General features: G+C 69.0%; 25 protein-coding genes. 11 read left to right on the top strand and 14 right to left on the bottom strand.

Annotated elements, in window-relative coordinates; genetic code table 11:
* Window positions 1-13: 13 nt before the first annotated feature.
* Both ACFOWZ_RS00690 and sigE read right to left on the bottom strand, forming a co-directional pair.
* On the bottom strand, window positions 14-544 hold the full coding sequence (locus ACFOWZ_RS00690) for an anti-sigma factor (RefSeq protein ID WP_051784645.1): 531 nt from the start codon (window positions 542-544) through the stop codon (window positions 14-16).
* Window positions 541-1,122 carry an RNA polymerase sigma factor SigE gene (gene sigE / locus ACFOWZ_RS00685; protein WP_082374044.1) on the bottom strand — a complete coding sequence of 194 codons (582 nt, stop codon included), beginning with the start codon at window positions 1,120-1,122 and terminating at the stop codon, window positions 541-543. Before sigE ends, ACFOWZ_RS00690 begins: the two co-directional genes overlap by 4 nt.
* A gap of 218 nt (window positions 1,123-1,340) precedes the next feature.
* Between sigE and ACFOWZ_RS00680 the strand changes: the two genes are divergently transcribed.
* Together ACFOWZ_RS00680 and ACFOWZ_RS00675 are read left to right on the top strand one after the other, a co-directional pair.
* Window positions 1,341-1,973 (top strand): O-methyltransferase, encoded by a 633-nt coding sequence (locus ACFOWZ_RS00680; protein ID WP_382367114.1) that lies wholly within the window; start codon window positions 1,341-1,343, stop codon window positions 1,971-1,973.
* A gap of 224 nt (window positions 1,974-2,197) precedes the next feature.
* Complete coding sequence (locus tag ACFOWZ_RS00675; RefSeq protein ID WP_382367112.1) at window positions 2,198-4,327, top strand: SdrD B-like domain-containing protein; 2,130 nt, start codon at window positions 2,198-2,200, stop codon at window positions 4,325-4,327.
* Here the strand turns inward: ACFOWZ_RS00675 and glgC are convergent.
* Window positions 4,324-5,538: a glucose-1-phosphate adenylyltransferase gene (glgC, locus tag ACFOWZ_RS00670; RefSeq protein WP_030472991.1), complete on the bottom strand. Its 1,215-nt coding sequence runs from the start codon at window positions 5,536-5,538 to the stop codon at window positions 4,324-4,326. The two genes, ACFOWZ_RS00675 and glgC, sit on opposite strands and share 4 nt — an antisense overlap.
* 88 nt (window positions 5,539-5,626) lie before the next feature.
* On the opposite strand from glgC, the gene glgA reads away from it, so the two are divergent.
* Entirely contained in the window at window positions 5,627-6,778 is a 1,152-nt protein-coding gene (gene glgA, locus ACFOWZ_RS00665) for a glycogen synthase (protein ID WP_382367109.1), read from the top strand.
* A 1,327-nt stretch (window positions 6,779-8,105) separates the two neighbouring features.
* Here glgA and ACFOWZ_RS00660 read toward each other — a convergent pair.
* Window positions 8,106-9,350 (bottom strand): MFS transporter, encoded by a 1,245-nt coding sequence (locus tag ACFOWZ_RS00660; RefSeq protein ID WP_382367107.1) that lies wholly within the window; start codon window positions 9,348-9,350, stop codon window positions 8,106-8,108.
* Between the two features lie 34 nt (window positions 9,351-9,384).
* Between ACFOWZ_RS00660 and ACFOWZ_RS00655 the strand changes: the two genes are divergently transcribed.
* Window positions 9,385-10,284: a LysR family transcriptional regulator gene (locus tag ACFOWZ_RS00655; protein WP_382367105.1), complete on the top strand. Its 900-nt coding sequence runs from the start codon at window positions 9,385-9,387 to the stop codon at window positions 10,282-10,284.
* A 135-nt stretch (window positions 10,285-10,419) separates the two neighbouring features.
* On the opposite strand, the gene ACFOWZ_RS00650 is transcribed toward ACFOWZ_RS00655, so the two are convergent.
* From ACFOWZ_RS00650 to ACFOWZ_RS00640, 3 genes are all read right to left on the bottom strand, one after another.
* Window positions 10,420-12,015, bottom strand: a complete 1,596-nt coding sequence (locus ACFOWZ_RS00650) for a hypothetical protein (protein ID WP_382367103.1) — start codon at window positions 12,013-12,015, stop codon at window positions 10,420-10,422.
* A gap of 79 nt (window positions 12,016-12,094) precedes the next feature.
* Window positions 12,095-13,504, bottom strand: a complete 1,410-nt coding sequence (locus ACFOWZ_RS00645) for a leucyl aminopeptidase family protein (RefSeq protein WP_382367101.1) — start codon at window positions 13,502-13,504, stop codon at window positions 12,095-12,097.
* Window positions 13,505-13,640: 136 nt separating this feature from the next.
* Window positions 13,641-13,808 (bottom strand): DUF3117 domain-containing protein, encoded by a 168-nt coding sequence (locus tag ACFOWZ_RS00640; RefSeq protein WP_065914675.1) that lies wholly within the window; start codon window positions 13,806-13,808, stop codon window positions 13,641-13,643.
* Window positions 13,809-14,028: 220 nt separating this feature from the next.
* On the opposite strand from ACFOWZ_RS00640, the gene ACFOWZ_RS00635 reads away from it, so the two are divergent.
* The 3 genes from ACFOWZ_RS00635 to ACFOWZ_RS00625 are packed head-to-tail and all read left to right on the top strand — an operon-like array spanning window position 14,029 to window position 16,377.
* Window positions 14,029-14,826 carry a PaaX family transcriptional regulator gene (locus ACFOWZ_RS00635; protein WP_382367099.1) on the top strand — a complete coding sequence of 266 codons (798 nt, stop codon included), beginning with the start codon at window positions 14,029-14,031 and terminating at the stop codon, window positions 14,824-14,826.
* Between the two features lie 10 nt (window positions 14,827-14,836).
* The gene (locus ACFOWZ_RS00630; protein ID WP_382367097.1) at window positions 14,837-15,622 is read left to right on the top strand and encodes an enoyl-CoA hydratase-related protein; all 786 of its coding nucleotides are present in this window, start codon (window positions 14,837-14,839) and stop codon (window positions 15,620-15,622) included.
* Window positions 15,622-16,377 carry a phosphotransferase gene (locus tag ACFOWZ_RS00625; protein WP_382367095.1) on the top strand — a complete coding sequence of 252 codons (756 nt, stop codon included), beginning with the start codon at window positions 15,622-15,624 and terminating at the stop codon, window positions 16,375-16,377. Before ACFOWZ_RS00630 ends, ACFOWZ_RS00625 begins: the two co-directional genes overlap by 1 nt.
* Here the strand turns inward: ACFOWZ_RS00625 and ACFOWZ_RS00620 are convergent.
* Genes ACFOWZ_RS00620 through ACFOWZ_RS00600 form a run of 5 tightly spaced genes read right to left on the bottom strand, consistent with a single transcriptional unit; the run spans window position 16,367 to window position 18,587 of the window.
* Window positions 16,367-16,906, bottom strand: coding sequence for a DNA-3-methyladenine glycosylase I (locus ACFOWZ_RS00620; protein WP_382367470.1), 540 nt, complete (start codon window positions 16,904-16,906; stop codon window positions 16,367-16,369). The genes ACFOWZ_RS00625 and ACFOWZ_RS00620 overlap by 11 nt on opposite strands.
* Window positions 16,906-17,304, bottom strand: a complete 399-nt coding sequence (locus ACFOWZ_RS00615; protein WP_382367093.1) for an SRPBCC family protein — start codon at window positions 17,302-17,304, stop codon at window positions 16,906-16,908. Before ACFOWZ_RS00615 ends, ACFOWZ_RS00620 begins: the two co-directional genes overlap by 1 nt.
* Complete coding sequence (locus ACFOWZ_RS00610; RefSeq protein WP_382367091.1) at window positions 17,291-17,590, bottom strand: DivIVA domain-containing protein; 300 nt, start codon at window positions 17,588-17,590, stop codon at window positions 17,291-17,293. Before ACFOWZ_RS00610 ends, ACFOWZ_RS00615 begins: the two co-directional genes overlap by 14 nt.
* Window positions 17,587-18,264 carry a permease prefix domain 1-containing protein gene (locus ACFOWZ_RS00605; protein ID WP_382367089.1) on the bottom strand — a complete coding sequence of 226 codons (678 nt, stop codon included), beginning with the start codon at window positions 18,262-18,264 and terminating at the stop codon, window positions 17,587-17,589. The genes ACFOWZ_RS00610 and ACFOWZ_RS00605 overlap by 4 nt, the downstream gene beginning before the upstream one ends.
* Window positions 18,249-18,587, bottom strand: a complete 339-nt coding sequence (locus ACFOWZ_RS00600; protein ID WP_382367087.1) for a PadR family transcriptional regulator — start codon at window positions 18,585-18,587, stop codon at window positions 18,249-18,251. The genes ACFOWZ_RS00605 and ACFOWZ_RS00600 overlap by 16 nt, the downstream gene beginning before the upstream one ends.
* Window positions 18,588-18,841: 254 nt before the next feature.
* Between ACFOWZ_RS00600 and ACFOWZ_RS00595 the strand changes: the two genes are divergently transcribed.
* The 4 genes from ACFOWZ_RS00595 to ACFOWZ_RS00580 are packed head-to-tail and all read left to right on the top strand — an operon-like array spanning window position 18,842 to window position 23,233.
* Complete coding sequence (locus ACFOWZ_RS00595) at window positions 18,842-20,002, top strand: cytochrome ubiquinol oxidase subunit I (RefSeq protein ID WP_382367085.1); 1,161 nt, start codon at window positions 18,842-18,844, stop codon at window positions 20,000-20,002.
* A complete protein-coding gene (locus tag ACFOWZ_RS00590) occupies window positions 20,002-20,625 on the top strand; it encodes a cytochrome d ubiquinol oxidase subunit II (protein ID WP_382367083.1) in 624 nt (207 codons plus the stop codon). Before ACFOWZ_RS00595 ends, ACFOWZ_RS00590 begins: the two co-directional genes overlap by 1 nt.
* Window positions 20,595-21,944 (top strand): ABC transporter ATP-binding protein/permease, encoded by a 1,350-nt coding sequence (locus ACFOWZ_RS00585; protein ID WP_382367081.1) that lies wholly within the window; start codon window positions 20,595-20,597, stop codon window positions 21,942-21,944. The genes ACFOWZ_RS00590 and ACFOWZ_RS00585 overlap by 31 nt, the downstream gene beginning before the upstream one ends.
* Window positions 21,941-23,233, top strand: a complete 1,293-nt coding sequence (locus ACFOWZ_RS00580) for an amino acid ABC transporter ATP-binding/permease protein (RefSeq protein ID WP_382367079.1) — start codon at window positions 21,941-21,943, stop codon at window positions 23,231-23,233. Before ACFOWZ_RS00585 ends, ACFOWZ_RS00580 begins: the two co-directional genes overlap by 4 nt.
* On the opposite strand, the gene ACFOWZ_RS00575 is transcribed toward ACFOWZ_RS00580, so the two are convergent.
* Together ACFOWZ_RS00575 and ACFOWZ_RS00570 are read right to left on the bottom strand one after the other, a co-directional pair.
* Entirely contained in the window at window positions 23,165-24,091 is a 927-nt protein-coding gene (locus ACFOWZ_RS00575) for a glucosyl-3-phosphoglycerate synthase (RefSeq protein WP_382367077.1), read from the bottom strand. The genes ACFOWZ_RS00580 and ACFOWZ_RS00575 overlap by 69 nt on opposite strands.
* Window positions 24,091-24,429 (bottom strand): hypothetical protein, encoded by a 339-nt coding sequence (locus tag ACFOWZ_RS00570; RefSeq protein WP_382367075.1) that lies wholly within the window; start codon window positions 24,427-24,429, stop codon window positions 24,091-24,093. The genes ACFOWZ_RS00575 and ACFOWZ_RS00570 overlap by 1 nt, the downstream gene beginning before the upstream one ends.
* Window positions 24,430-24,486: the final 57 nt, after the last annotated feature.

Genomic DNA, 24,486 nt, shown 5'->3' with positions numbered 1-24,486 from the left:
AGTGAAATGACTGTCAGGGGGTGGTCGCGAAGACCGCGCCGGCGTTCTGCGGAGCGGAGGGCGCGGGAGGCGCCTCGCTCTCGGGCGTGGTGAACGCGAGGGCGCCGAGCAGCATGCCGCTCACGACGACCCCGGCACCCTGGCGGGCACGACGGCCGCTGAACCAGCCGTTGCTGCCCAGAGGTCTGGAAGAGCCCAGCACCGGCCCGGAGCCGAACGCGGGCTTGTCCGTGCGCTGCACGGCGACGAACTGACCGTCCTCGGTGATCGCGAGCCCGTCCGGAGCGGACGGCAGGTCGACCTCCTGCGGGATGGCACCGAGCCTGTCCAGCAAGGACGCCGACGCCGTCGGCGCCGACGCGGTGCGCACGGCAGCGCGCGCCTGCTGCTGGGTGTAGGTCTCGAACGCGCAGAAGCCGCAGCGCTGGATGTGCGCTGAAGCTCGCTCGTGGGCGGTCGAGGACAGTTCTCCGTCCACGAACGCGACCACGGCGTCCGGCAAGAGGTGCTGCTCAGGCAGGCCCCAACCACGGAGGTCGGTCATGCAGAGTCCTCCAGCAACGATTCCTGACGACGGCGTTCGAGCGCGACCTTCAGAGCCTGGCGGCCCCGATGGATCCTGCTCCTCACGGTACCCATCTTCACCCCGAGCGTGGCGCCGATCTCCTCGTAGGAGAGACCTTCCACGTCACACAGGACCACGGCGGCGCGGAACTCCGGCGGGAGCTCGTCCAGCGCGGCCTGCAGATCGGGGTCGAGGTGGTTCTCGTCGTAGATCTCCTCGGGGGACAGGTCGTCACCCTCGAGGCGGTCGTTGTCCTCGGGCAGCGCCTCCATGCGGACACGGCTGCGACGGCGAGCCATGTCGAGGAAGAGGTTGGTGGTGATGCGGTGCAGCCACCCCTCGAAGGTGCCCGGCTTGTAGGACGCGAGCGACCGGAAGACGCGGATGAACGTCTCCTGGGTCAGGTCCTCGGCATCGTGCTGGTTGCCGGTCAGGCGATAAGCGAGCCGGTAGACCCTGTCCGCGTGCTCGCGGACGATGGCGTCCCACGAGGGCGGCGTCCAGTCGGCCGTCTCGATGGGCGCGACGGCCTCCGGCGAACTCGACTGCGTGCGCATCAGGTGTTTCGGCACCTCCAGGTGGGCCGCCCGGCGACCCTTATGCGGCTCAACGGACGGCGGGTCCGGCTTGTTCCCGCCTAGAGCCTGGCTTGTTGCTTCTGTACCTTCTCCCGCGCGCTTTAAACGATCGTGAGAACTGGCTGAGAGCACCCTGAGAATCTCGGTTCGGGCCGCGTTCACCCGTTTTGGGCGCGTCTGGCACTAACCTGCACCCCGTGACCTCGGAATCGGCCCTGCGGGAGTACGTGGAGCAGTACCTCCCCGAGGACGACGTGCACCTGGCCGCACGAGCACGCGGCCAGGAACTGGGCTGCGTGCCCATCGGCCCGGGTGGAGGCGCCGCCCTCCGCTTCCTGGCAACAGCACTCCAGGCGCGCGCGGTCGTGGAAATCGGCACCGGCGCGGGCACCAGCGGCCTCTACCTCCTGGCAGGCATGCCGGCCTCAGGCATCCTGACCTCGATCGACGTGGAGCCGGAGCACCAACGGGCCGCCCGCGAGGCCTACGCCGCGGCCGGCATCTCCCCGTCCCGCACCCGTCTGATCATGGGCAAGGCGCTGGACGTCCTCCCGAGGCTGACCGACGCGGCCTACGACCTCGTGTTCGTGGACGCCTTCAAACCCGAGTACCCGAAGTACCTGGAACACGGTGTCCGCATGCTGAGGCCGGGCGGGGTCATCGCGTTCGACAACGTCCTGTGGCACGGCGCCGTGGTGGACCCCACCAAGCGGGACGAGTCGACCCAGGCGATGCGGGACATCGCACGGCTGGTGAGGGAGGACGACCGGCTCGTTCCGGTGATCCTGCCGCTGGGCGATGGGCTGTTGGTGGCCGCCCGCAAACCCTGAGTGCGCCGATAAGAACTTCGGTTGACCCACCTGAGTGACGCGGTAACAGCGCTTCACGGCAATTCGACATGCCGTCCGCAGGGTCGGGGATCGTCCATTCCCCGAAAGGGGCTCAGGTGAAACCAACAAGAGTTGTCGCCGCGCTGGCGGCTGCCTTCATACCGGTCATCGGCGTCGCCACACCGGCGTCAGCAGATGGGCCTTGCTGGGGAAACGGTGCCGACATGGCCGACTCCTCGTGCGGTCGGCACACTTTCATCATCGATCCGGGAATCGGCAGCGAGCTGAGCCCCGAGGACATCCGCCGAGACGAGCCGTATTACCTCGGACGCGGCTTCAACCGCAATTTCATCTGGTACGCGCCGGTCGGCGAACCAGAATTCCAATCCGACCAGGAACAGTGGTCGCACTGCACGGTGGACATGCCTCAGGACGTGCACTGCGCACCGGGCAACGAGGCCTACCACCCGATCGGCATCGCCTTCAGGGACCGTCCGATCAGGCTGCCGTCACTGACCTGGGAAGGCAGCTTCATCGCGCTGCCCTGCGGCAACTTCTCCCGCGACAAGTCCGGCAAGCCGGTGCCTGTGATCAGCGGCCACAAGTACCACGACGCCAACCGCAACGGCGTCCGCGACCCCGGCGAGGAAGGCCTGGCCGGCTGGACCATCACGCTCCACCGCGACCGTTCCGACGCAGGTCAGCCCACCGGCCCGGTGGGCTCGACCACCACCGACGGCAACGGCTACTACGAGTTCCGCCTCGACGAACGTCTGCCCGGCGACTACGCGCTCACCGAGGAGAGCCGAGACGGCTGGACCCGCACGAGCGGTCCCGAGCGCCACACCCTGAACGTGGCCCCGAACATCGGCGCTGCCAGGTTCGACGGCCACGACTTCGGCAACGTCGAAACCACGGCCGACGCGGTGAAGGTGTCCTTCGAGGTCGTCAACCCGCCCGCGGAGATGACCGCCGACGAACACCACCTGGTGCAGGTCCGAGCGGTGCTGGAGAACCGCGGTCCCGCTCCGGTGATCGAGGTCGAGGACACGATCTCGGGGTCCGGACCTCCTGACTGCCGCATCGCCACCCCGGCTCCCCAGCACCGGGAGCTCGTGCTGGGCAGGCCCGTGGAGGTGATCTTCGGTTTCAAGGTCGCCTGCTTCGACCCGAGCTTCCACCGGTTCGACTTCGCGAACGAGTTGACGATCACCACGCCGGGCGTGACCGATCCGGACACCTCCAGCAACCACAAGACCACGAGCACGACCATCGCTGTGATCGACGAGTCGGACGTCGGCATCGAGAGCACACAGCTCGACTGCGTCAGCCGTACCTACGTGCAGGACCACTTCGAGTGCACCGTCACGGCCGTCGCGACCAACCGCGGCGACTACGGTCCTGCGAACACCGACGTCACGCTCGGCCTCACCGGCCCGGCGGACTGCGCACTGACTCCCACGACGGCCGTCAGCCACGAGGTGTCGATCAGCACGCCGGTGACGGTGGCGAGCAAGTGGGACGTGACCTGCGCGAACCGCAGCTACCACGACTTCACCGCGTCGTCGAGGGCCGTGCTCGACCACCTGCACGTGATCGACCCGGACAGCAGCAACAACGAGGGTTCGGCCACCGACCGGGTCGAGGTGTTCGAACGGGTCGACCTCTCGGTCAGCGACATCCGGCTGACCTGCACCGAACGCCAGTACCGCACGCAGGACTTCGCGTGCACGACCACGACGACCGTCGCGAACGCCGGACCGGCCGACGCGGTGCACACCCTGACCACCGTCACGTTCGGCGCGCCCGTGGACTGCACGGTCTCGCCCAACACCGGCCAGCAGCAGGAACACGTCCTCAACGCCGGCACGTCCGCGACCTTCAGCAAGGACTGGACGGTGTCCTGCACGGAGAACCGCAGGCACGTGCTGTCCACGACCGCGGTGATCGCCGCGAACGAGCCGCACCCCGAGGACACGGACCGCGCCAACGACGTCCGCTCGATCAGCTGGGTGCCGACGGACGTGAAGCCCCGCAGCTTCCCCAGCTCGATCAACGTCAAGAAGGACGGACTGATCCCCGTCGCGATCCTGTCCACGGCCGAGTTCGACGCGGTCGCCCAGGTCGATCGCACCAGCCTCACGTTCGGCGCCACCGGCCTCGAGCAGAGCCTCGTCCGGTGCGGGTCACCGGGTGAGGACGTGAACGACGACGGTCGCGCCGACCTGGTCTGCCAGTTCGACACGGCCAAGACGGGGCTGACCTGCGGCATGACGACGGCGACCCTCGTGGGCCGCACGCTCGACGGCCGCCGCTTCGAGGGTCAGGACGACATCAAGCTGACGGGCTGCTAGTAGGCCCGGACGCCCTTGCCGAGGACCGTGACGCCGCCGGCAGAAACGGTGTAGCGCTCACGGTCCATCGGCGCGTCCACGCCGATCAACGCCCCATCAGGCACCACGACGTTCTTGTCCAGGATCGCCCGCCGCACCACGGCACCCTTGCCGATCCGAACCCCGGGCAACAGCACCGACCCCTGCACCACAGACCCGACCTCAACCGTGACGTCCGAAGAGATCACCGACCCGTGAATCTTCCCGGAAATGATCGACCCGGGCCCCACCATCGAGTCCTCAGCAGACCCACCAGCGATGAACTTCGCCGGCGGCAACGGCGGAGTGGCCGTGCGAATAGGCCACAACTGGTTGTAGAGGTTGAAGATCGGATGGACCGAAACAAGGTCCATGTGCGCGTCGTAATAAGCGTCAATGGTCCCGACATCGCGCCAGTACCCGCGATCCCGATCAGTGGCGCCGGGCACCTCGTTGTCCTGGAAGTCGTAAACGTGCGCCTTACCCCGATCGACCAGCATGGGAATGATGTCCCCACCCATGTCGTGGTCCGAGTCCGGGTTCAACGCGTCCCCGCGCAGCGCGTCCAGCAGCGCCTCGGTCGTGAACACGTAGTTGCCCATCGACGCGAACGTCACCTCGGGGTCGTCCGGCACGTGCGGCGGCTCGGACGGCTTCTCCAGGAACCGCGTGATCTTCCCGGAAGCGTCCGAGTCGATGCAGCCGAACGCCTTGGCCTCGGCACGCGGCACTCGGATGCCGGCGACGGTCACCGCCGCGCCGGACTCGATGTGCTGCGAGATCATCTGGCCCGGGTCCATCCGGTACACGTGGTCGGCGCCGAAGATGACCACGTGGTCGGGCTTCTCGTCGTGGACGAGGTTCAGCGACTGGAAGATCGCGTCGGCGGAGCCCGTGTACCAGCGCGGGCCCAGGCGTTGCTGGGCCGGCACCGGCGTCACGTACTGACCGAGCACATTGGACAGGCGCCACGTCGTCGAGATGTGGCGGTCCAGCGAGTGCGACTTGTACTGCGTCAGCACGCAGAGCTTCGCGAGCCCCGCGTTGACCAGGTTCGACAGCACGAAGTCGACCAGCCGGTAGTTGCCCCCGAAGGGCACAGCCGGTTTCGCGCGGTCGGCCGTCAGTGGCCACAGGCGCTTGCCTTCACCACCGGCAAGCACAATTCCGAGAACGTGCGGCTGCCCCTTCACAGCATGTGACCCTATCCGTGCGATCGTTCTCGAACCAGACGCAAACTGGTTCGTCCCAACGGGGACCGCTGTGATCTACGGTGGTGGCGTGCGAGTTGCGCTCATGACGCGGGAATACCCGCCGGAGGTCTACGGCGGCGCTGGTGTGCACGTGGGATTCCTCGTGCCCCACCTGAGGGAGCTCGTCGACGTCGACGTGCACTGCTTCGGTGCACCGCGCGGTGACGCCACGGCTCACAACCCGCCGCACAGCCTGGAGCAGGCGAACGCGGCGTTGACCACCCTCGCGGTCGACCTCGAGATGGCCGCCGCGGTGTCCACGGCGAACATCGTCCACTCGCACACCTGGTACGCCAACATGGGCGGCCACCTGGCCAAACTCCTGCACGGGATCCCGCACGTCGTCACGGCGCACTCGCTGGAGCCGCGCCGGCCGTGGAAGGCCGAGCAGCTCGGCGGCGGGTACCGGATCTCGTCGTGGGCCGAGCGGACCGCCTACGAGCACGCTGACGCGGTCATCGCGGTCAGCGAGGGCATGCGGGCCGACGTGCTCGACGCCTACCCCGCGCTGGACCCGGCGAAGGTCCACGTCGTGCGCAACGGGATCGATTCCACGGCCTACCACCCGGTGCAGGAGACGGACGCGCTCACGTCCCGTGGCATCGATCCGGAGAAGCCGATCGTGGCGTTCGTGGGGCGGATCACCCGGCAGAAGGGTGTCGGTCACCTCGTCGCCGCCGCGCACGAGATCGACCGGAACGCGCAGATCGTGCTGTGCGCGGGCGCTCCGGACACGCCGGAGATCGCCGAGGAGACCAAGCAGGCCGTGAGCGAGCTCGCGGCCGGGCGCGAAGGGGTCTTCTGGATCCAGAAGATGCTGCAGCCCGCCGAGGTCCGGCAGATCCTCAGCCACGCGACGGTGTTCGTGTGCCCGTCGGTCTACGAGCCGCTGGGCATCGTGAACCTGGAGGCGATGGCGTGCGGCACCGCGGTCGTCGCGAGCGACGTCGGCGGCATCCCCGAGGTCGTCGCGCACGGCGAGACGGGTCTCCTCGTCCACTACGACGAGCGCGATTTGTCGACATATCGACACAATTTGGCTCAGACCATTAACGAGCTGATCGCGGATCCGGATCGGGCCCAACGCTTCGGCGCAGCGGGTCGCAAGCGTGCTGAGCAGGAGTTTTCCTGGTCCGCGATGGCCGAGCAGACCGTCGAGGTGTACCGCAGCGTGATTTGAGTCACGCCGCTCTCGGGCAACCCCAAAGTGTGAATGCCGCCTTTACCAGTAGTGACGATGTCGTTTCATCTGGTGAGGGGCGCGAGACTGTGCGTGGTGCGGTGCTTGGTCTGACGGTCCTCCTCGCGGTGACTGGATGCGCCACAGCCCCCAAGACACAGCAGAAGGCGGTGCAGCTCACCGTCGAGGGGCTGAAGCTCGCCGACGCCTCGGACCTCCAGTCGCAGGCCGAGGCCCAGCTCGCCTACACGCTGGACTACGGCTACGTGGCACGGGCGGGCGCCGCGGCGGTCAGCTGCTGGTTCGCCAAGACGGGCGTCGAGTCCGAGGTGGACAAACGCCTGTGGTGCGGACCGGTCCAGGTGCCGGGCACCGGCGCCGGCACCGACTGGGTGCCCGTGCCGATCAAGGAGGTCACCAAGAACGGTGACGAGGTCAGGTACGAGGTGCAGTCGCCGCAGGTGCCGGAGAACGGCAAGCGCAGCACTCCGGGCGGGGTGCTCGTGCGCACCGACGGCAAGGAGTTCGATCCTGCCAAGCAGCAGGACCTCACCGCCGGACGCGACTTCCTCGCCGTGCTGCCCGACGACGGCAAGCGCAACAACGCCGACCTCGGCCTTGGCAACGTTGACATCAAGCTGCGCGACGACCTGCTCGCCACCACCGTCACCGGCTGGGCCAACCCGGACACGTGGATCACGGCCGACGGCACGGTGCGGGCCGAGACCGGAGCGCGGCTGCGGGTCGTCCGGATGAAGGTCGAGAAGCTCTGGGAGATCGACAGCGGCTTCCAGCGCACCAACTGGCAGGGGTTCGCCCCGCAGCCCTCCGAGCTCGCGCTGGAGGTGCCTGGCAGGCGCCACCTGCTGCCCGCCGACCGCCTGCCGGCCAACGGCTCGGTCTTCGTCGTGTACACCGTGCCCGACCCGCAGGAGGGCACCGAGACGCTCGCGCTCGGCAGCCTCGGCGCCAAGTCGCTCGAGCAGCGCGTCGAGGTCCCGTCCGGCAAGCGCACCGACAACCCGCCGCCAGTGCTGCAGCGCGCCGCCGGTCCCGCCCAGTTCACCGAGGTGACCCAGAAGATCAGGTACGGCGGCAGCGCGCTCGGCCTGAAGGTCACCGGCGTGCGGCTCGGCAGGCAGCGCCCGGTCAAGCTCGGCGAGAGCCAGTACGACGTCGCGACGGCCTCCGCGGCGGACAAGGCGTTGCTCGAGGTGCGGTTCGAGGCCACCGGCGAGCTGCCCGACACCGCGGGCGGCGGCCTGACCAAGGACCTGATCACCGTGACGCTGCCGGACGGGTCCACCGCCAAGCAGGTCGGCGCCCGCTACGACGGCGGGCCGCTGCCGTTCGCGATCGTCGTCGAGATCCCGGCGGACACCCGCTCGGTCTCCGCGGGCCTCGTCGAGGGCGTGGTGGAGCTGCCCAGGCTCGGCCGCACCCTGATCTCGCCGGTGGACTCGCGGGTCACCCTCGCGCTGGAGTTCTGAGCCAGCATCGCGGCCAGCGCCAGCCAGCCCAGGATGACGAGCACCAGCCCGCCCCAGCCCCACTCCTCGTAGGCGGTGCTGCCGGACGTGCCGCCGATGCTGCTGCCCACGTAGAACCCGCACAGGTACAGCCCGGACGCGTGACCGCGGGCGTGCTCGGGTGCGCGGGCACCGACCCAGCCGCTCGCGGTGGCGTGCGCGGCGAAGAACCCGGCGGTGACGACCGCCAGCCCGAGCGGCACCCACAGCAGGCTCGCCACGGCACCGAACGCCAGCACGCCGATGCACATCAGCAGCACGCGCCCGCGTCCGTACCGGTCGGCCAGCCTGCCCGCGAACGCCGCCGACGTGCTGCCGAACCCGTAGAACAGGAACACCAGCGTCTCCAGCCACGCCGGACCGCGCAGCTGGAAGCCGGCGACGTTGTAGAACGAGATGAACGACCCGACGAGCAGCACGGCCACCACGTACAGCGCGAGCAGCACCGGATCCGTCAGGGCCGCCTTCATGCCGCGCGGCGCGCGCTTCGGCCGGCCGTGGGACTTGGGCAGGAAGAACACCACGACCAGTGCCGCGAGCAGCCCGAACACGCCCGCGAGCAACACCGAACCGCGCCAGCCCAGCCAGTCGGCGGTCATGCCGGTGACCAGCCGCCCGGTCATGCCTCCCAGGCTGTTCCCGGCGATCATCGCGCCCATCGCGGCGCCGAGCCGCCGGTTGTCGAGCTCGTCCGCGAGGTAGGCCATCGACGCCGCGGGCACCCCGGCCGCCGCGATCCCCTGCAGCACGCGCAGCACCAGGAACACGTCGTAGTCCGGCGCGAACGGCAGCGCGAGCCCGAGCAACGCCGCCGCCAGCACGCTGACCACGATCACCGCCCGGCGCCCGAGGCGTTCGGACAGCATCGCGACCGGCACGACCGCCACCGCCAGCGCCAGGGTCGCGGCCGAGAGCGCGAGCGACGCGCCACTCGGCCCCAGCCCGTACTCCTGCGCGATCTGCGGCATCACGGGCTGCGGCGTGTAGAGCAACGCGAAACACGCGAACCCGGATGCGGCGACGGCCGCGGTCAACCTGTTCACGCATTCGACGCTAAGCCATACGTCCAATACGGAAATGAGTCAGAATCAATTCGTGGATGAATTGGAGCTGGCCCCGAAGCTGGCGGTGCTGAAAGCGCTTGCCGCCGACGAGCACGTGACTCGTGTCGCAGAACGGGTCGGGCTCCCCCAGCCCACGGTCAGCCGCTGGCTCGCCGAGCTCGGTGAGCAGCTGGGTGCGCCGATCATCACGAAGACCGGACGGCGGGTCCGCCTGACCCGCGCGGGCCGTCTGCTCGCCGAGGCCGCGACCCGGTCGCTGGCCGCGCTGGAGCCCGGCCTGCGCGAGGTCGAGGAGGAGCTCGACCCGGAGAAGGGCCGGGTCGTGCTGGGCTTCCTGCACATGCTCGGCCGGTCCGTGGTGCCGGAACTGGTCCGCGGCTTCCGCGCCGAGCACCCGCACGTGCGGTTCGGCCTGGTCCAGAACGCCCGCTACACCGTCGTCGACAAGCTGCTGAACGGCGAAATCGACCTGGCGCTCGTCGCACCGCCGCCGGACGGCCCCGAGTTCGCGTCCGAGGTCCTCTTCGAACAGGAGCTCATCGTCGTCGTGCCGTCCACGCACCGGCTGGCCTCGCGCAAGGCCGTGCGGCTGAGGGACCTCGAAGACGAGGAGCTCATCGTCCTGGAGCACGGCTACGGCCTGAGGCAGATCACCGACGACATGTTCGCCGCCGCCGGGATCACCCCGAAGATCGCGTTCGAGAGCCAGGAGATCGAGACGGTCCGCGGCCTGGTGGCGGCGGGCCTCGGCGTCGCGCTCCTCACGCACGCCGAGACCACGCCTCCAGCAGGTCTGCGCGAACTACCCCTGACCCCGCGGGCGGGCCGCGTCTTCGGGCTGGCGTGGCTGAAGGACCACCCGCTGCCGCCCGCCGTGCGTGCCTTCCGCGACCACGCCCTGAGGACCGACTAGCCCATATCGAATCCGAACAATCAGCCAAACCGGACATTTCTTTTTGGCGCGAAAAGCACGTCCGGGCCACCTATCGGCCCGAACGTGCTTTTCGCGCCAAACAGCAGGCGCTTGGTGCCGACTTCGATACAGGCGTTAGCTCCAGCGCTGAGTCCCCGACCACGTCCGCAGGTACGACTCGGCACCACCGAGCATGTCCTGGACCAGCTGGTCGCCACCGAGCTGGCGGACCTTCTCGACCCAGTCCGGCAGCAGGCCGATGTGCGCGCCGCCGTCGACGTTGATGTCCCACACCCGCTCACCGGTGCGCTGCCGGTCGACCAGCGGGCCGCCGGGGTAGCTGCGGAACGGGTAGGTCACGCCGGTCTGCGGTGCCGGGTGCGAGCCCACGCCGTTGTAGTCGGAGCCGAACCCGAGGCCCACGTCGTACTTGCGCCGCAACGGCTCGTACGCCCCCGCCTGCGCGACGTAGGTCCCGGGGTCGTTCTCGTAGCCCGCGACGAACCCGCCGAGCTGGTAGACCTTCTCGGTCCACTGCGCGTCCATCCAGCTGTGGCTGGAGACGATGCCGGGGTAGCGCTTCTGCGCGGCCAGCTCCAGCGTGCGTCCGGCGGCCTTCACGCTCATGTGGTCGATCTCGATCATCATGTGCCGCTTCATCATGGCCTGCACCGCGTACTCACCGAGCGAGGTCAGGCCGCGCACGTTGCACCGCTTCGCCGGGTCGTAGGCGGGCGCCACGACCGACGCCGGGATCAGCGCGTTCGGGCCGACCGTGCCGATCGGGTTGTCCTGCTGCGGGCCCTTGCACGCCTCGGTCTGCCACCACTGGCCAGTGCGCAGGAACTGGCCCGCGTTGATCACACCGCCCTGCGTGCCCGAGTCGAACCGGACGCCGCACAGGGCGTTGTCGAACTTGTGGCACAGGAACGCGCTGCGCACTCCGAGCGCGTACATCTCGTCGAGACCGCGGTCGATGTCGGCCTTGTTGCACAACGGGATGTCGAGGAACGTCCGGCAGCCGAAGAGCTCAGAGGTCTCGATGCCCAGCACCACGGCCAGCTTGCCCTGCTCGACCACGTCACGGGCCTGCTCGGCGGACGTGACGATGCGGAACCAGCCCTTGCCGGTCCCGCCGAACTGCTTGTCGATGAACGCCTGCATCTCGTAGGTGCGCTGGGCCTGCAGCCGGACCGACGTCATCTCGTCGCAGGACCGGTCCTTGAACGGGTGGATGATGCACAGCGTGGCGTTGCTGGTGAGGTCCTGGACCAGCACGCGCTGACCGCCGCGCCACGCCCGCTCCAGCCAGGCGTAGTAGTTCTGCTGGTGCGAGACCGTCGTGGAGGACGGCCAGTCCTTGAACGTCGGCCAGCCCACCGGGTCGTGGCCGTCGAAGTCTCCCGTGACGACCGCCTCGAAGATCGCGCCGAGGCCCAGCGGGTGGTGCTCGGGGCAGTCCTTCAGCGCGTCCGCGATGCCCTGCTCCGAGAACGGCTTGCCGCAGATCAGCCGGCCGCCGAAGCCCTCGTTCGTCAAGAGGTGGTTGTGCGCGTCGACGAACCCGCGCACCCTGCCCTGGCTGTCCGTGCCCTTGAAAGGCTCGCCCGTCACGTTGATCTGCGAGTCCGGAGCCGGTCGTGCCACCGGTTCCCACCACGGCGTGTCCGCTGCAGCAGGGGACAACGACGCTATGACCAGCGAGACGGCGAGAGCCAGGCGGAGTAACACGAGAGCTCCTCTACGACGGTGTGAAGGCGCTCACATCATGCCGTGGAACTTCGCCGTCTCGTATGGCCGATCGTAGGGACTAACGCGAATATTTTTCAGCCAGTTCGACGAGCGTCCGCGCGGCGAACCCGGTGGCTCCCGCGACGACCTCTTCGTAGATCTTCTCCGACCGCGCGGGGCCTGCGATGTCGAGGTGCGCCCACGGCACGTCGCCCGCGAACTTCTGCAGGAACAGCGCCGCGGTGATGCCACCGGGTCCGGGCGGGCACTGCTTGTAGTCCGCGATCTCGCTGTTCACGGCCTCGACGTGCTCCTCCAGCAGCGGCATCCGCCACCACTTCTCGCCGACGTTCACGCCCGCCTCGACCACCTGCCCGGCGAGCTCGTCGGACGGGGTGAACACCGCCCCGGTGCGCAGGCCGAGTGAGACCTTCATCGCACCGGTGAGCGTCGCGACGTCCACGAGCAGGTCCGGCTTCAGGTTCTTCACCGCGTACGCCATCGCGTCGGCCAGGACCATGCGGCCCTCGGCGTCGGTGTTCTGCACCTCGGTGGTCGCGCCGCCGTAGTGGCGCACGACGTCACCCGGCCGGTACGCCGAGCCGCTCAGGTGGTTCTCCGCGCACGGCACGAGCCCGGTGACCCTGATCGGCAGCTGCCGGCGGGCCACGGTCAGCAGCGCGGAGATCACCGCGGCGCCACCGGCCATGTCGGTGCGCATCAGGTGCATGCCATCGGCGGGCTTCACCGAGATGCCGCCGGTGTCGAACGTGATGCCCTTGCCGACGAACACCACGTGCGGGCCGGTGGTGCCGTACGTGAGCTCCAGGAACCGCGGCGGGCGGGACGAGCCGCCACCGACCGCGAGCACGCCGCCGAAGCCCTGCTGCCGCAGCCACTTCTCGTCGCGCACGACGGCGGACAGGCCGTCGACCTTCTCGGCGAGCTTGGCGGCGGTGGACGCGAGCCAGCGCGGATCCTTGACGTTGGACGGCGTGTTCGCGAGATCACGGGTGAGCGAGGTGGCGGCGGCCAGCGCGTGGGCCTTGAGCGCGGCGGACGTCAGCACCTCCTCGAAACCGGTGTCGCCGGTGACCAGGCGCAGCGAGCCGACCCGCTTGGGGGCCTCCTCGCCGGTGACCTTGAAGCGGTAGCCGCCGAGCGCCACGCCGAGCACGAAGGCGCGCACCTTGGCGGCGTCGAAGTCGGGGGTCAGCAGCACGTCGGCGGACCTGGGCGCGTCCTCGCCGCTCAGCGCGCGGACCAGGTTGGCCCCCGCCGTGCGGTAGTCGCTCACCGTCCCCGTGCCGACACCGAGCGTCCAGGTCTCGTCGTGGCGAACGGTCTCGCCGGCCTTGCCCGTCAGGTCGGAGACGTCGATGCCGTCACCGCCCGGCCCGAGCGCGGGCCCGGTGGCCGCGAGCACGACCGTCGGAACGTTGCGGCGCGCGGTGGTGGCCACCTCGACGTCCACGAGCTTGGTCGGCACTGACGGAACCGTCGACGCCACGGTTGGACCTCCCCATGTATTAACGACCGCTCATTCTCTCCCAGCCCGAGAACGAAGCGATGCCCCGGTCTCCACTGTGGAAACCGGGGCTCACATTGCTCCTCGCCGGGAGGCCTCAGCCGGCGGCGGCCTTCAGCGCGTCGCCCAAGGCGCTGGCCTCGTCCGCCGACATCTCGACGACAAGGCGCCCACCACCCTCGAGCGGCACGCGCATGACGATGCCGCGTCCCTCCTTGGTGACCTCGAGGGGACCGTCGCCGGTCCGGGGCTTCATGGCCGCCATCGCGTGCTCCCTCCGTCAACATCTTCCCCGTCCGGCCAGGCCGGATCTGCTCCATTCTCCCCTATCGCGACTCAGGGGCGAAACCGAACCGATCTTTTGGCGAGTTCGGGTGACATTTGTTGATCTTGTTTTCACCCTGATCAGTACCCGTTTTCACGACAAGGCAACACTTTCGGCGGCGGGGGCACGGCCTGGGGCGCGGCGTGACAGACTGGGCCGGGTGCGAGCCCGTTCCGCGCTCTTCGACGTCTACGGCGGCCACCTGCGCGAACGCGGTGGCGCCGCCACCATCGCCGCGCTCGTCCGGCTGCTCGAACCGCTCGGGTTCGCCGCGCCGGCCGTGCGCACGGCCGTTTCCCGCACCGTCCGGCAGGGCTGGTTGCACCCCGTGCGGCTGCCCGACGGGCCTGGTTACGCCATGACACCTCGCGGGGAACGACGGCTCGACGAGGCCGCCGCCCGCATCTACCGCACCGGGCCGTCCACGTGGGACGGTCGGTGGCACGTCGTGGTGCTGGAGGAGATGCCGGGCCGCGACTCGCGGGACCACCTGGCGTCGGAACTGCAACTGCTCGGTTACGGCGCGATCGGCCCTGTGACGTGGATCGCGCCGCGTCCGTCACCGGAACTGGCCGACGTGCTCGCCGCCGAGGGAGTTCTCGCACGAACTTTTCACGGTTCACACGACGGTGGGGACGCCGAGCTCGCGGCGAAGGCCTGGGACCTGGCAGAACTCGGACGCGACTACGCCGCGTTCGTCGCGCAGTGGCAGGCACAGGTGTCCGTTGTGGACGAAACCGACGACGCGGCGGCGTTCGCGGCGTCACAGCAGCTGCTGCACGCGTGGCGCAAGTTCCTGTTCCGCGATCCCGGTCTTCCTGCTGAACTGTTGCCACCGGACTGGCCGGGGCACGCGGCAGCGTCGTTCTTCGACGAACAGACACTGCGGCTGGCACCGGGCACGAGTCGTTTCGTCGACGAGTGCCTGCGGCCGGTTCGCAACGTTTCCACTGCTTGATGGAGGTCCAGTGTCCGAGCTCCTCGTCGACGACGCCGATGGTGTGCGCACGTTCACGTTCAACCGCCCCGAGTCGTTCAACGCCTTCACGATCGCGCTGAAGGAGTCGTTCCTCGACGCGCTGAAGGAGGCGGCGGCCGACGAGTCGGTGCGCGCGGTGGTGATCACGGGTGCGGGCAGGGCGTTCTGCGCGGGTCAGGACCTCAAGGAGCACATCGGGTTGCTGCAGGCCGGTGATCCCGCGCCGCTGCACACCGTGGAGAAGCACTACAACCCCATCGTGCGCGAGCTGATCGGCATGCCGAAGCCGGTGATCGCCGCGGTCAACGGCAGCGCGGCCGGTGCGGGCGCGTCCTTCGCCTACGCCGCCGACCTGCGCATCGCGGGCGCGTCGGCGAAGTTCCTGATGGCGTTCGCGAACGTCGGCCTGACCGCGGACTCCGGTGCGTCGTACACGCTGCCGCGGCTGATCGGCCACGGCCGCGCGATGGAGATGATGATGCTCGCGCAGCCGGTCGGCGCCGAGGAGGCGTTGCGGATCGGCATGGTCAACCAGGTCGTGCCGGACGAGGAACTGCAGGAGACCGCGCACCTGCTCGCGGCCAAGCTCGCCAAGGGCCCCACGACCGCGTACGCGAAGATCAAGGAAGCGCTGGCCGCGGCCGCCGACGGCACGCTCGAGGACGCGCTGGAGGCGGAGCGCCGGACCCAGGCCGACTGCGGTGCGACCGAGGACCACCGCGAGGCCGTGGACGCGTTCGTGAACAAGCGCGCCCCGAAGTTCATCGGGCGCTAGTGGAGGAACGGCTGGACGGCGGCAACGCCGGTGGTGCGGTGCGGGTCGGCGACACCGTCCGCAAACCCGCCCGCCCCTGGACACCTGCCGTGCACGCCTTGCTCGACCACTTGCGGGACAAGGGGTTCGACGGCGCACCACGCGCCGAGGGGATCGACGAGCACGGCCGGGAGATCCTGACTTTCCTCGACGGGGAGACCGTCGGCAGCCGCAAACCGTGGCCGCGCTGGGTGCACGCCGACGAGACCCTGGACCAGGTCGCCCGGTGGCTGCGCGACTACCACCGGGCCGTGGCCGACTTCGTGCCCGCGCCCGACGCCGTCTGGCGGGGCGGGGGAACGTGGGAGCCGGGGTTCGAGATCGGGCACAACGACGCGGCGCCCTACAACGCGGCCTGGCGGAACGGGCGGCTCGTCGGCTTCTTCGACTGGGACTTCGCGGGACCGGTCCCCGCCGGGTGGGATCTCGCGTTCACGGCGTTCAGCTGGGTGCCGCTGCACGCACGGCACGTCGTCGAGGCCGAGGGGTTCACCGACTTCGCGGGGCGCCCGCGCAGGCTCGCCCGTTTCCTGACGGCCTGCGGCTGGTCCGGGCAGACCGCGGACTTCCTGGACGTCGTGCGCGCGAGGATCACGGCGAACGTGGAGGGCATCCTCAGCCGGGCGGACGACCCGCTGTTCGGGGAGATGGTGCGCAACGGTGTCGTGGCCTCTCTGGAACGCGCGGCCGAGGAGCTCGACGGCTTCAGGCCGTAGCGCGGAAGCAGGTCGCGATGTGGTCGTCCACCATCCCGGTGGCCTGCATGAGCGCGTAGCACGTGGTGGGGCCGAGGAACTTGAACCCGCGGCGCTTCAGCTCCTTGGCCATCGCCTTGGACTCGTTCGTGATCGCCGGAACGTCCGCGATCGTCGCCGGACGCACGTGGTCGGCCGGCGCGAACGACCACAACAGAGCGTCGAGGTCGACGTCCTGCTCGGCGATCACGCGGGCGTTGTGGATGGCGGCGTCGATCTTCATCCGGTTCCGGACGATGCCCGCGTCGGCCATCAGCCTTTCCACGTCGGCCGGCCCGAACTCGGCGACCAGCTTCGGGTCGAAGCCGGCGAACGCCGCGCGGAACGCGGGCCGCTTGCGCAGGATCGTGATCCACGACAGCCCGGATTGGAACGCCTCCAACGACATCCGCTCGTACAGGGCGTCCGTGCCGTGCAGCTCCACGCCCCACTCGGTGTCGTGGTACTCGACGTAGTCCGGCGTCGAGTCTCCCCAGGGGCAACGCGTGATCACCGGTACTCCTCGGCGAAACGGGCGAAGCGCTGCAACGACCGGCGCAGCATCACCACGAAGAGCGGCTTCACCACGGGGAAGAAGAACGGCACGTCGAGACGTTCCGTCCACACGAAACGACTGCCGCGCACGGCGAACACGCCCGTGCCGCGCACCACGCGCCCGAGGTGCAGCACCTCGACGGCGTGCGGCGGGTCCCAGCGCGTGATCCGCATGCGGTCCGAGACGCCGAACGTCACGGCGTCGATCTCGCTGCCGACCGACTTCCCGTCACCGGCCACGACCGACACGCGGGTGCCGAACACCCACTCGTGCTGGCGTTCCCAGTCGGTCATGGCGCGGAAGATCGTGTCGGGTGGAGCCGCCACCTCGACCGTCAGCTCAAGCTCGGTCACTGCTGCTCTCCAGCTCCTCCACGCGTGCCCGCAGCCTCTCGACCTCGGACGACAGGCGCTGCAACGCCCAGTCGACCTCGCTCATCTTGTAGCCGCGGAACACCTGCTGGAACTTCAGCTCGCGGACGTCCTCCGCGGTGATGTCCTCCGACGGCAGCCGCGTCGGCGAGGCTCCTGGCGGCAGCGGGGCGAGCTCCTCGCCGCGGCCGAACACCAACGCCGCGAGCAGGAACACCACTGCCGCGACGGCCACCATCACGATCAGGTAGAGAAGGGCGTTGGTCACGCGACGATCGTGGCACAGCTCAGGCAGCGGCGAGCGAGCAGACCGAGCCGAATGATCACGATCCAGGTGATGAGGCTCGCGATGCTCATCGGCAGCGACTGCACGAGCCGGGACGCGTCGACGTGCGCGGTGGCCGCGATGATCGCGACGTTGCCCAGCAGGACGACCCCGACGGCCAGGATCGCGATCGACGCGGAGACCTTCGCCAGCAACCGGGTGTCGTACTTGCGGGCGAGGATGCGGCCCAGCACCAACGCGACCAGCGCGACACCGGACGCAACACCACTGGCCAGGTCGTTGGCCTTGGCGATGAAGAGGTACCAGGGCGGGGGCATCACGCCGAAGTCCTGCCACGGGCCGATGAGCAGCATGCGGCCGTACTCCCACGCCATGTGCATCAGCGGCAGCACGATCGCGAGCCAGATGAGGGTGCGCGTGCCGTACGCGACGGCGAGCTCCGCCTGGTACTCGTTCGCGATCTCCCTGACCGGTCCGAACTCGTCGACCGCGCGCTTCTGGGCCTCCTGCTCGGTCAGCCCGGTGCCGAGGTGCGCCTCGGTGGCGTCCTCGAGGCTGTCGCGCGTCTCGGTGAGCAGCTCGCGGACCTGCTTCTTCGAACCCTGCAGTCGCGTTCCCAGGTCGGTCACGTACCTGTCGATCACGTCTGTGCCCACTTGCCGCCCCCTCCCAGCACCCCGTCGATGACCGTCGTGAACTCCCGCCACGCGCTGCGCTCGGCGTTCAGCGCCCGCTGACCCGCCTGCGTGAGCTTGTACGTGCGGCGCTTGCGGCCGCCGACCGTGCTCCAGTCGCTGACCACGTGCCCGGCTCGCTCCAGCCGGCGCAGCGCGGGGTAGACCGTGCCCGTCGGGAGGTCCAGCGCGCCGCCGCTGCCCTGCTGCAACGCCTCGATGATCGCGTAGCCGTGCAGCTGCCTGCCGTCGAGCGTGGCCAGCAGCAACGCGTCGAGGTGGCCGCGTAGCGCGTCGGGCTTCATGGGTGGTGACTCTACTGATCCGGCCCTGGGACCGACCCCTGGGAAATCCCTGGTTTCGGACCAACCCCCTGGTGCCCGTGGGCACGAATCTGTTGCGCTGGGCGCGGTTTTGGCGTCTGCAAGTACCACCAACTCGAAGTTGGTAGTACTTGCAGACGCCGAAACCGCGCCCCGTCGGGGACGTCCCTGAGATCTCCCTGGTTTGCCGCTTCGCGGCTCCATAAGTAGGCGCGCTACCTATAGCGTCGCTACCCATGAGCGCAGCAGACCTCGCCCGCCTCCAGTTCGCGTTGACGACGTCCTTCCACTTCCTGTTCGTGCTGCTCACGCTGGGCCTGGTCACCCTGCTCGTGATCATGCAGACGAGGTTCACGATCACCGGTGCGCCCGTGCACGAGCGGATGACGCGGTTCTGGGGCCGGATCTACGTGATCAACTACGCGCTGGGGATCGTCACCGGCATCGTGATGGAGTTCCAGTTCGGCCTCAACTGGTCGGGGCTCGCGTCCTACGCCGGCGACGTGTTCGGGGCGCCGCTCGCGATGGAGACGCTGATCGCGTTCTTCCTGGAGTCGACGTTCCTCGGTCTGTGGATCTTCGGCTGGGGCAAGCTGAACCGCTGGGTGCACCTCGCATTGCTGTACCTGACCGCCCTCACCGCGTTCGCCTCGGCGTTCTGGATCATGGCGGCGAACGGGTTCCTCCAGCACCCCGTCGGCTACCGGGTCGAGGGGAACGTCTTGCGGCTGGACGACTTCTCCGCGCTCCTGAGCAACCCCACGTTCAACTCCGCGCTGATGCACGTGATCTTCGCGTCCATCACGGTCGGCGGAGTGTTCATGACCGGGGTGTCCGCGTACCACTTCATCAAGCGGACGCCAGAGGTCGACTTCTTCCGCCGCTCGCTGCGGATGGGCGTGGTCACGACGGCCCTGGCCACTCCGTCGCTGATCGGCGCGGGGTTCGCCCAGTTCCCGATCATCGCGAAGTTCCAGCCGGGCAAGCACGAGGCGGCGCCGTGGATCGGCGCACCGCTCGGGTTCATGATCCTGATCGGGATGACGCTGACGCTGGTCAGCTGGCTCACGTTGCCGCTGCTGATCAAGGATGCCGTGATCCGGCTGCGCTTTCCGCTGTACCTCATGGTGATCGGCATTCCGCTGCCGTTCTGCGCCGCCATCTTCGGGTGGGTGTTCCGGGAGGTCGGCCGGCAGCCGTGGCTCGTCTACGGCTTGCTGCGCACCGAAGACGCGGTGTCCCACGTGGACGCTTCGCAGATCCTGTTGTCGCTCATCGTCTTCACGTCCCTGTTCGTGCTGCTGGCCTGCGTCGACTGGGCGTTGATCGCACGTGCGGTCCGTCGTGGTCCGGACTCCGCACCCGCTCCTGTCTCGCCGCTGGTGGTGACTCTCTGATGGAAACGCTCTGGTTGTTCGTGCTCGGCACGCTGACCGTCGGCTACTTCTCGCTGGCCGGTTTCGACTACGGCACCGCGTTGCTGCTGCCGTTCCGCAGGAAGGACGAGGCACTGCAGCGGATGACGCCGTTCTTCCTCGGCAACGAGGTGTGGCTGGTGGCCGCGATCGGTGTGCTGTTCGCGGCGTTCCCGCGGCTCGAAGGCGAGTTGCTGTCCGGCGCGCACAGCACGTTCACGCTGGTCCTGGCCGGGTTGGTGCTGTTCATGGCGTCGGTGCAGCTGCGGCTGTGGTGGTGGCTCGTGTTCACGGGCGCGTTGATGGTTTCCGTTGGCTGGGGCCTGTTCCTGGTGCACCTGCTCGACGCACCACTGCTCGTGGCACTTGTGATGCCGGTGCTGTTCGCGGTGCACGGCTGGGTGTTCCAGAACCGGCGGTGGACGTTGTTCCCGTTGACCGCGTTGCTCTGCGCGTTGCCGATTCCGCTCGCGTTCAGCTCGATCGACGTCAGCGGGCTCATGGCGCACAGCGACACGCTCGGCCTGCTCGCGTGGGTCGCGCTCCCGATCATCCCGCTGGTGGTGGTGTTGCAGTGGTCGATCGTCGCCATCTCCTCGCGCTGATCCCGATCCCGTTCCTGGTCCTCGCACAGGCCGAGCTCCTGGCGTCGGTGTTCGGCGGCGGCAGCGGATACCTGTTGCTGTGCCTGGTCATCGGTGTGCGGGTGCTGGTGTGGTGGGTGCACCGCGAATGGGCGCACCGGGCGGCGGAACGGACTCGTGCCCGGCTTCGGGAGGCTTTCCTGCGCACGCCGGGGAACAAGGCCGGTGAGGTCGCCACGCTGGTGACGCGCGGCGTGCACGACGTGACGCCGTACGTCGTCGGGTACCTGCCACAGCAAATTCTGGCCGTGGTCGTGCCACTCGCCGTGGTGATCCGGTTGGCGTTCGCAGACCTGACCGCGGCCTTGACGATCCTGGCGACGCTGCCGTTGATCCCGGTCTTCGGCGCCCTGGTCGGTGCGCACACCCGTGAGCGCACGGCCCGTCAGTGGGACGCGCTCGCGACCCTCGGCGGGCACTTCCTCGACGTGGTCAAGGGAATCGGCACGCTGCGGGCGTTCGGCAGGGCCGAGGCCCAGTCCACGACGGTCCGCAAGCTCGCCGCCCAGCACATGACCGAGACGATGTCGGCGCTGCGGGTGGCGTTCCTGTCGGCGTTCGTGCTGGAGCTGGTCGCGACGATGTCGGTGGCGCTCGTCGCCGTCCCGGTCGGACTCAGGCTGCTCGGCGGCGGAGTTGCGCTGCACACCGCGCTGCTCGTGCTCTTCCTTGCCCCAGAAGCGTTTCTGCCGTTGCGTGCGGCCGGGGCGCAGTACCACGCGAGCGCGCAGGGCCGGGAGGTGCTCGCCCAGCTTCCCACCGCGACCGACCGCACCGGTGTGACGCCACCGGATCTCGCCGAGGCCGAGATCGTGTTCGACGAGGTGAGCGTCCGCAGCCTCGAGAACTTCTCACTGCGCATCGAGCCCGGCGAACGCATCGCGCTGGTCGGCCCCAGCGGCGCGGGCAAGAGCACGATCCTCGGGCTGTTGCTGGGTTTCGTGCGGCCGGAGCGCGGCCGGGTGCTGGTCGGTGGCGTCGACCTGCGCGAGATCGACCAGAAGAAGTGGCTGGAAGCGCTGTCGTGGGTGCCGCAACGCCCCACGCTCGTCCCGGCGGACCTCTCGTCCGGTGAGCAGCAACGGGTCGCGCTCGCGAAGGCGCTGGACCGCCGTCACGCCGGGCTGTTCCTGCTCGACGAACCGACCGCGCACCTCGACGCGGAGACGGAATCCCTTGTGCTCAAGGCGACGCGCGACTTCACGAAAGGCAGGACCGCGGTGATCGTGGCGCACCGGCCGACGCTGCTGAACGAGGTCGACAGGGTGGTGACGGTGTGAGACTCGCGATCCTCGTCGGCGTGCTCGCCGAACTGGCGGGCGTCGGCCTCACCGCGACGGCGACGTGGCTGATCATGCGCGCCGCCGAGCACCCGCCGGTGCAGGCGCTGACCGTGGCGATCGTGGCGGTCCGCACGCTCGCGCTGGCCAAGGGCGCTCTCCGCTACCTCGAACGCCTGACCAGCCACAAAGCGGTGCTCAGCGAGGCCGTCGAGCTCCGCGGCCGCGTCTACGACGACCTCGCCCATCGCCGGCACGTCCCGTCCGGCACGGCCCTGACGCGCATCGTCACGAACGTCGACCAGCACCTCGACGCGAGGCTCCGCACCACCCTGCCGTGGATCACCGCGGCCCTCGTGAGCGCGGTGGCGGCGTGCTTCTCGCTCCCGCTCGCGATCGGCCTGCTGATCAACGTCGTACTACTCCCCTGGCTGGCCGTCCGCAAGCCGCAGGACCTCACGCCGTTGCGCGCCGAGCTCACCGAGCAGACCACGGAACTGGTGCACAGCAAAGAAGAACTCATCGCCTACGGCCTGTTCGACGAAAAACTCGCTGCCGCAACCACTACCGCGAAAGAACTGTCTCGCAAGGAACGCACCCGCGACCTGACCCCGTTCGCGATCGCCGTCCAGTTCGGCACGGCACTGGTGATGCTCGCCCAGCACGACCCCGCGTGGCTGATCATGGCCGCCGTCGCGACGTTCGAGATCACCGTCCCGCTCGCCGCCCTCAGCAAGCCGGCCCCGGAACCGACAGACGAGCCAGAACCGATCCGCGTCACCGAAACCCCTGTGCTCCAGGGGAGAACCGCGATCGTCGGGCCGAGCGGCATCGGCAAGACCACGCTGCTCAACGCCCTCGCCCACCAGCTCGAACCGAGCAGGGGCGCGCTGGCCGACGCCCACGTCTTCCACACCACGGTCCGCACCAACGTCCTGCTGGCCAAACCCGATGCGACGCAGGAGGAACTGGACCGGGCGGCCGCGATCGCCGAGCTCGACCTCGGCTGGGACCAGGTCGTCGGCGAGCGCGGCGAGGAGATCTCCGGCGGCCAGCGCCAGCGCCTGGTCCTCACCAGATCAGTGCTGGCCAACCCGGAAGTCCTGCTCCTGGACGAACCCACGGAAGGACTCGACCCCGAACAGGCAGACCGCGTGCTCAAGAACGTCCTGGACAACTGCCAGGGCACCGCGCTGGTCGTGACGCACCGCGAAGAACAGCTAGCCCTCTTCGACCACGTGCACCATCGGCGGCCGATCGGCCACGAGCACGTCGGTCGAGTCGGGTAGCCACTCGCCGCCGACCTGCACGAACTGCGTCAGTGTTTGATTTTTTGGGGCACCGGAGTCTGCGGACACCCCGCACCGGGCCAGCGCGGTCCCCATGATCTGCGACGACATCACGCCGAGCTGCAACAACGACCGGTTCCGGTGCTTGCGCACACCGAGGTTCACCTGAGCCAGCGCGGACAGCCCGTAGAGCCGGTGCACGTCCAGCAACAGCCCGATCTCCACGCCGTACCCGGCCGCGAACGGCACGGACTCCAAAAAGGACCTGGTGGCCGCGTACTCGCCGCCGAGCGGTTGCACCACACCGGAGAGCTCCGGCCGCAACGTGTTCAGCAACGGCCGCGCCACCAGTTCGGTGACCCGCCCGCCGCCGCTGCTCTCCAACCGCAGCGGCCGCCGGTAGAAGCCCTTCACCAGGTGCACGTCCGGAACGTCCAGGAGCGGCCCGAGCAGCGCCGTCACGAACGCGGTCTCCGGCTCCACCAGGTCGGAGTCGAGGAAGACGATCAGGTCCCCCGAGGTGGCGGCGAGCGAGCGCCACAGCACCTCGCCCTTGCCGGGCAACGGTTCCAGCCACGGCACGACGTCCTCGCGCCGCACGACCCGCGCCCCGGCGGCGGTGGCGACCTCCGCCGTCCGGTCGGTCGACCCGGAGTCCATCACCACCAGCTCGTCGACGAGCGTCCCGACCAACGGCCTGACCACGGAGACGACGTCACCGACGGTCTCCTCCTCGTTCAACGCGGGCAGCACGACCGAGACGGTCCGGCCGCGCTTCAACGCCACGAGTTCGTCGACCGTCCACGACGGCTGCTGCCACGTGTGCGTGGAGAACCAGGCTTCGACGGAGGGCAGCATCAGGCGAGCGCCCGCACCGCTCGGGCAGGCGGACGGGTTCCCGTCACGCTCGCGACCATCTCCACGACCTTCCTCGCCTGCCGCACGTCAGATGCACGAACGGCCGGTGCTCCGGACATCGCAGCCACCGTGGCGGCCGCGAGGGTGAAATCTTCGTCCCCTGGCGGGATCGTCACCACGTCCACCGTTTCGGACATCTTCGGCAATTCCAGTTCACCATCGAATTCCACGATGTCGGCGCCGTCATCAATGGCCTGATTCAACGCATCCGCGCTGGTCAGATGCGCGACAACCAGCACTCGGTCTTTCGGCAGCTCATGGACGCGGAATCGGTTCACGCCATCCAGCGTAAACAGTGAGCTGGCTCACAGCTTGTTGCTACCCGTCAGTAGCAA

Origin of the sequence: Lentzea rhizosphaerae (genome assembly GCF_042649515.1) — a bacterium.
GTDB classification, from domain to species: domain Bacteria; phylum Actinomycetota; class Actinomycetes; order Mycobacteriales; family Pseudonocardiaceae; genus Lentzea; species Lentzea aerocolonigenes.
The sequence above is the reverse complement of the archived record's forward strand: the minus strand, read 5'-3'. Positions and strand labels throughout refer to the sequence as shown.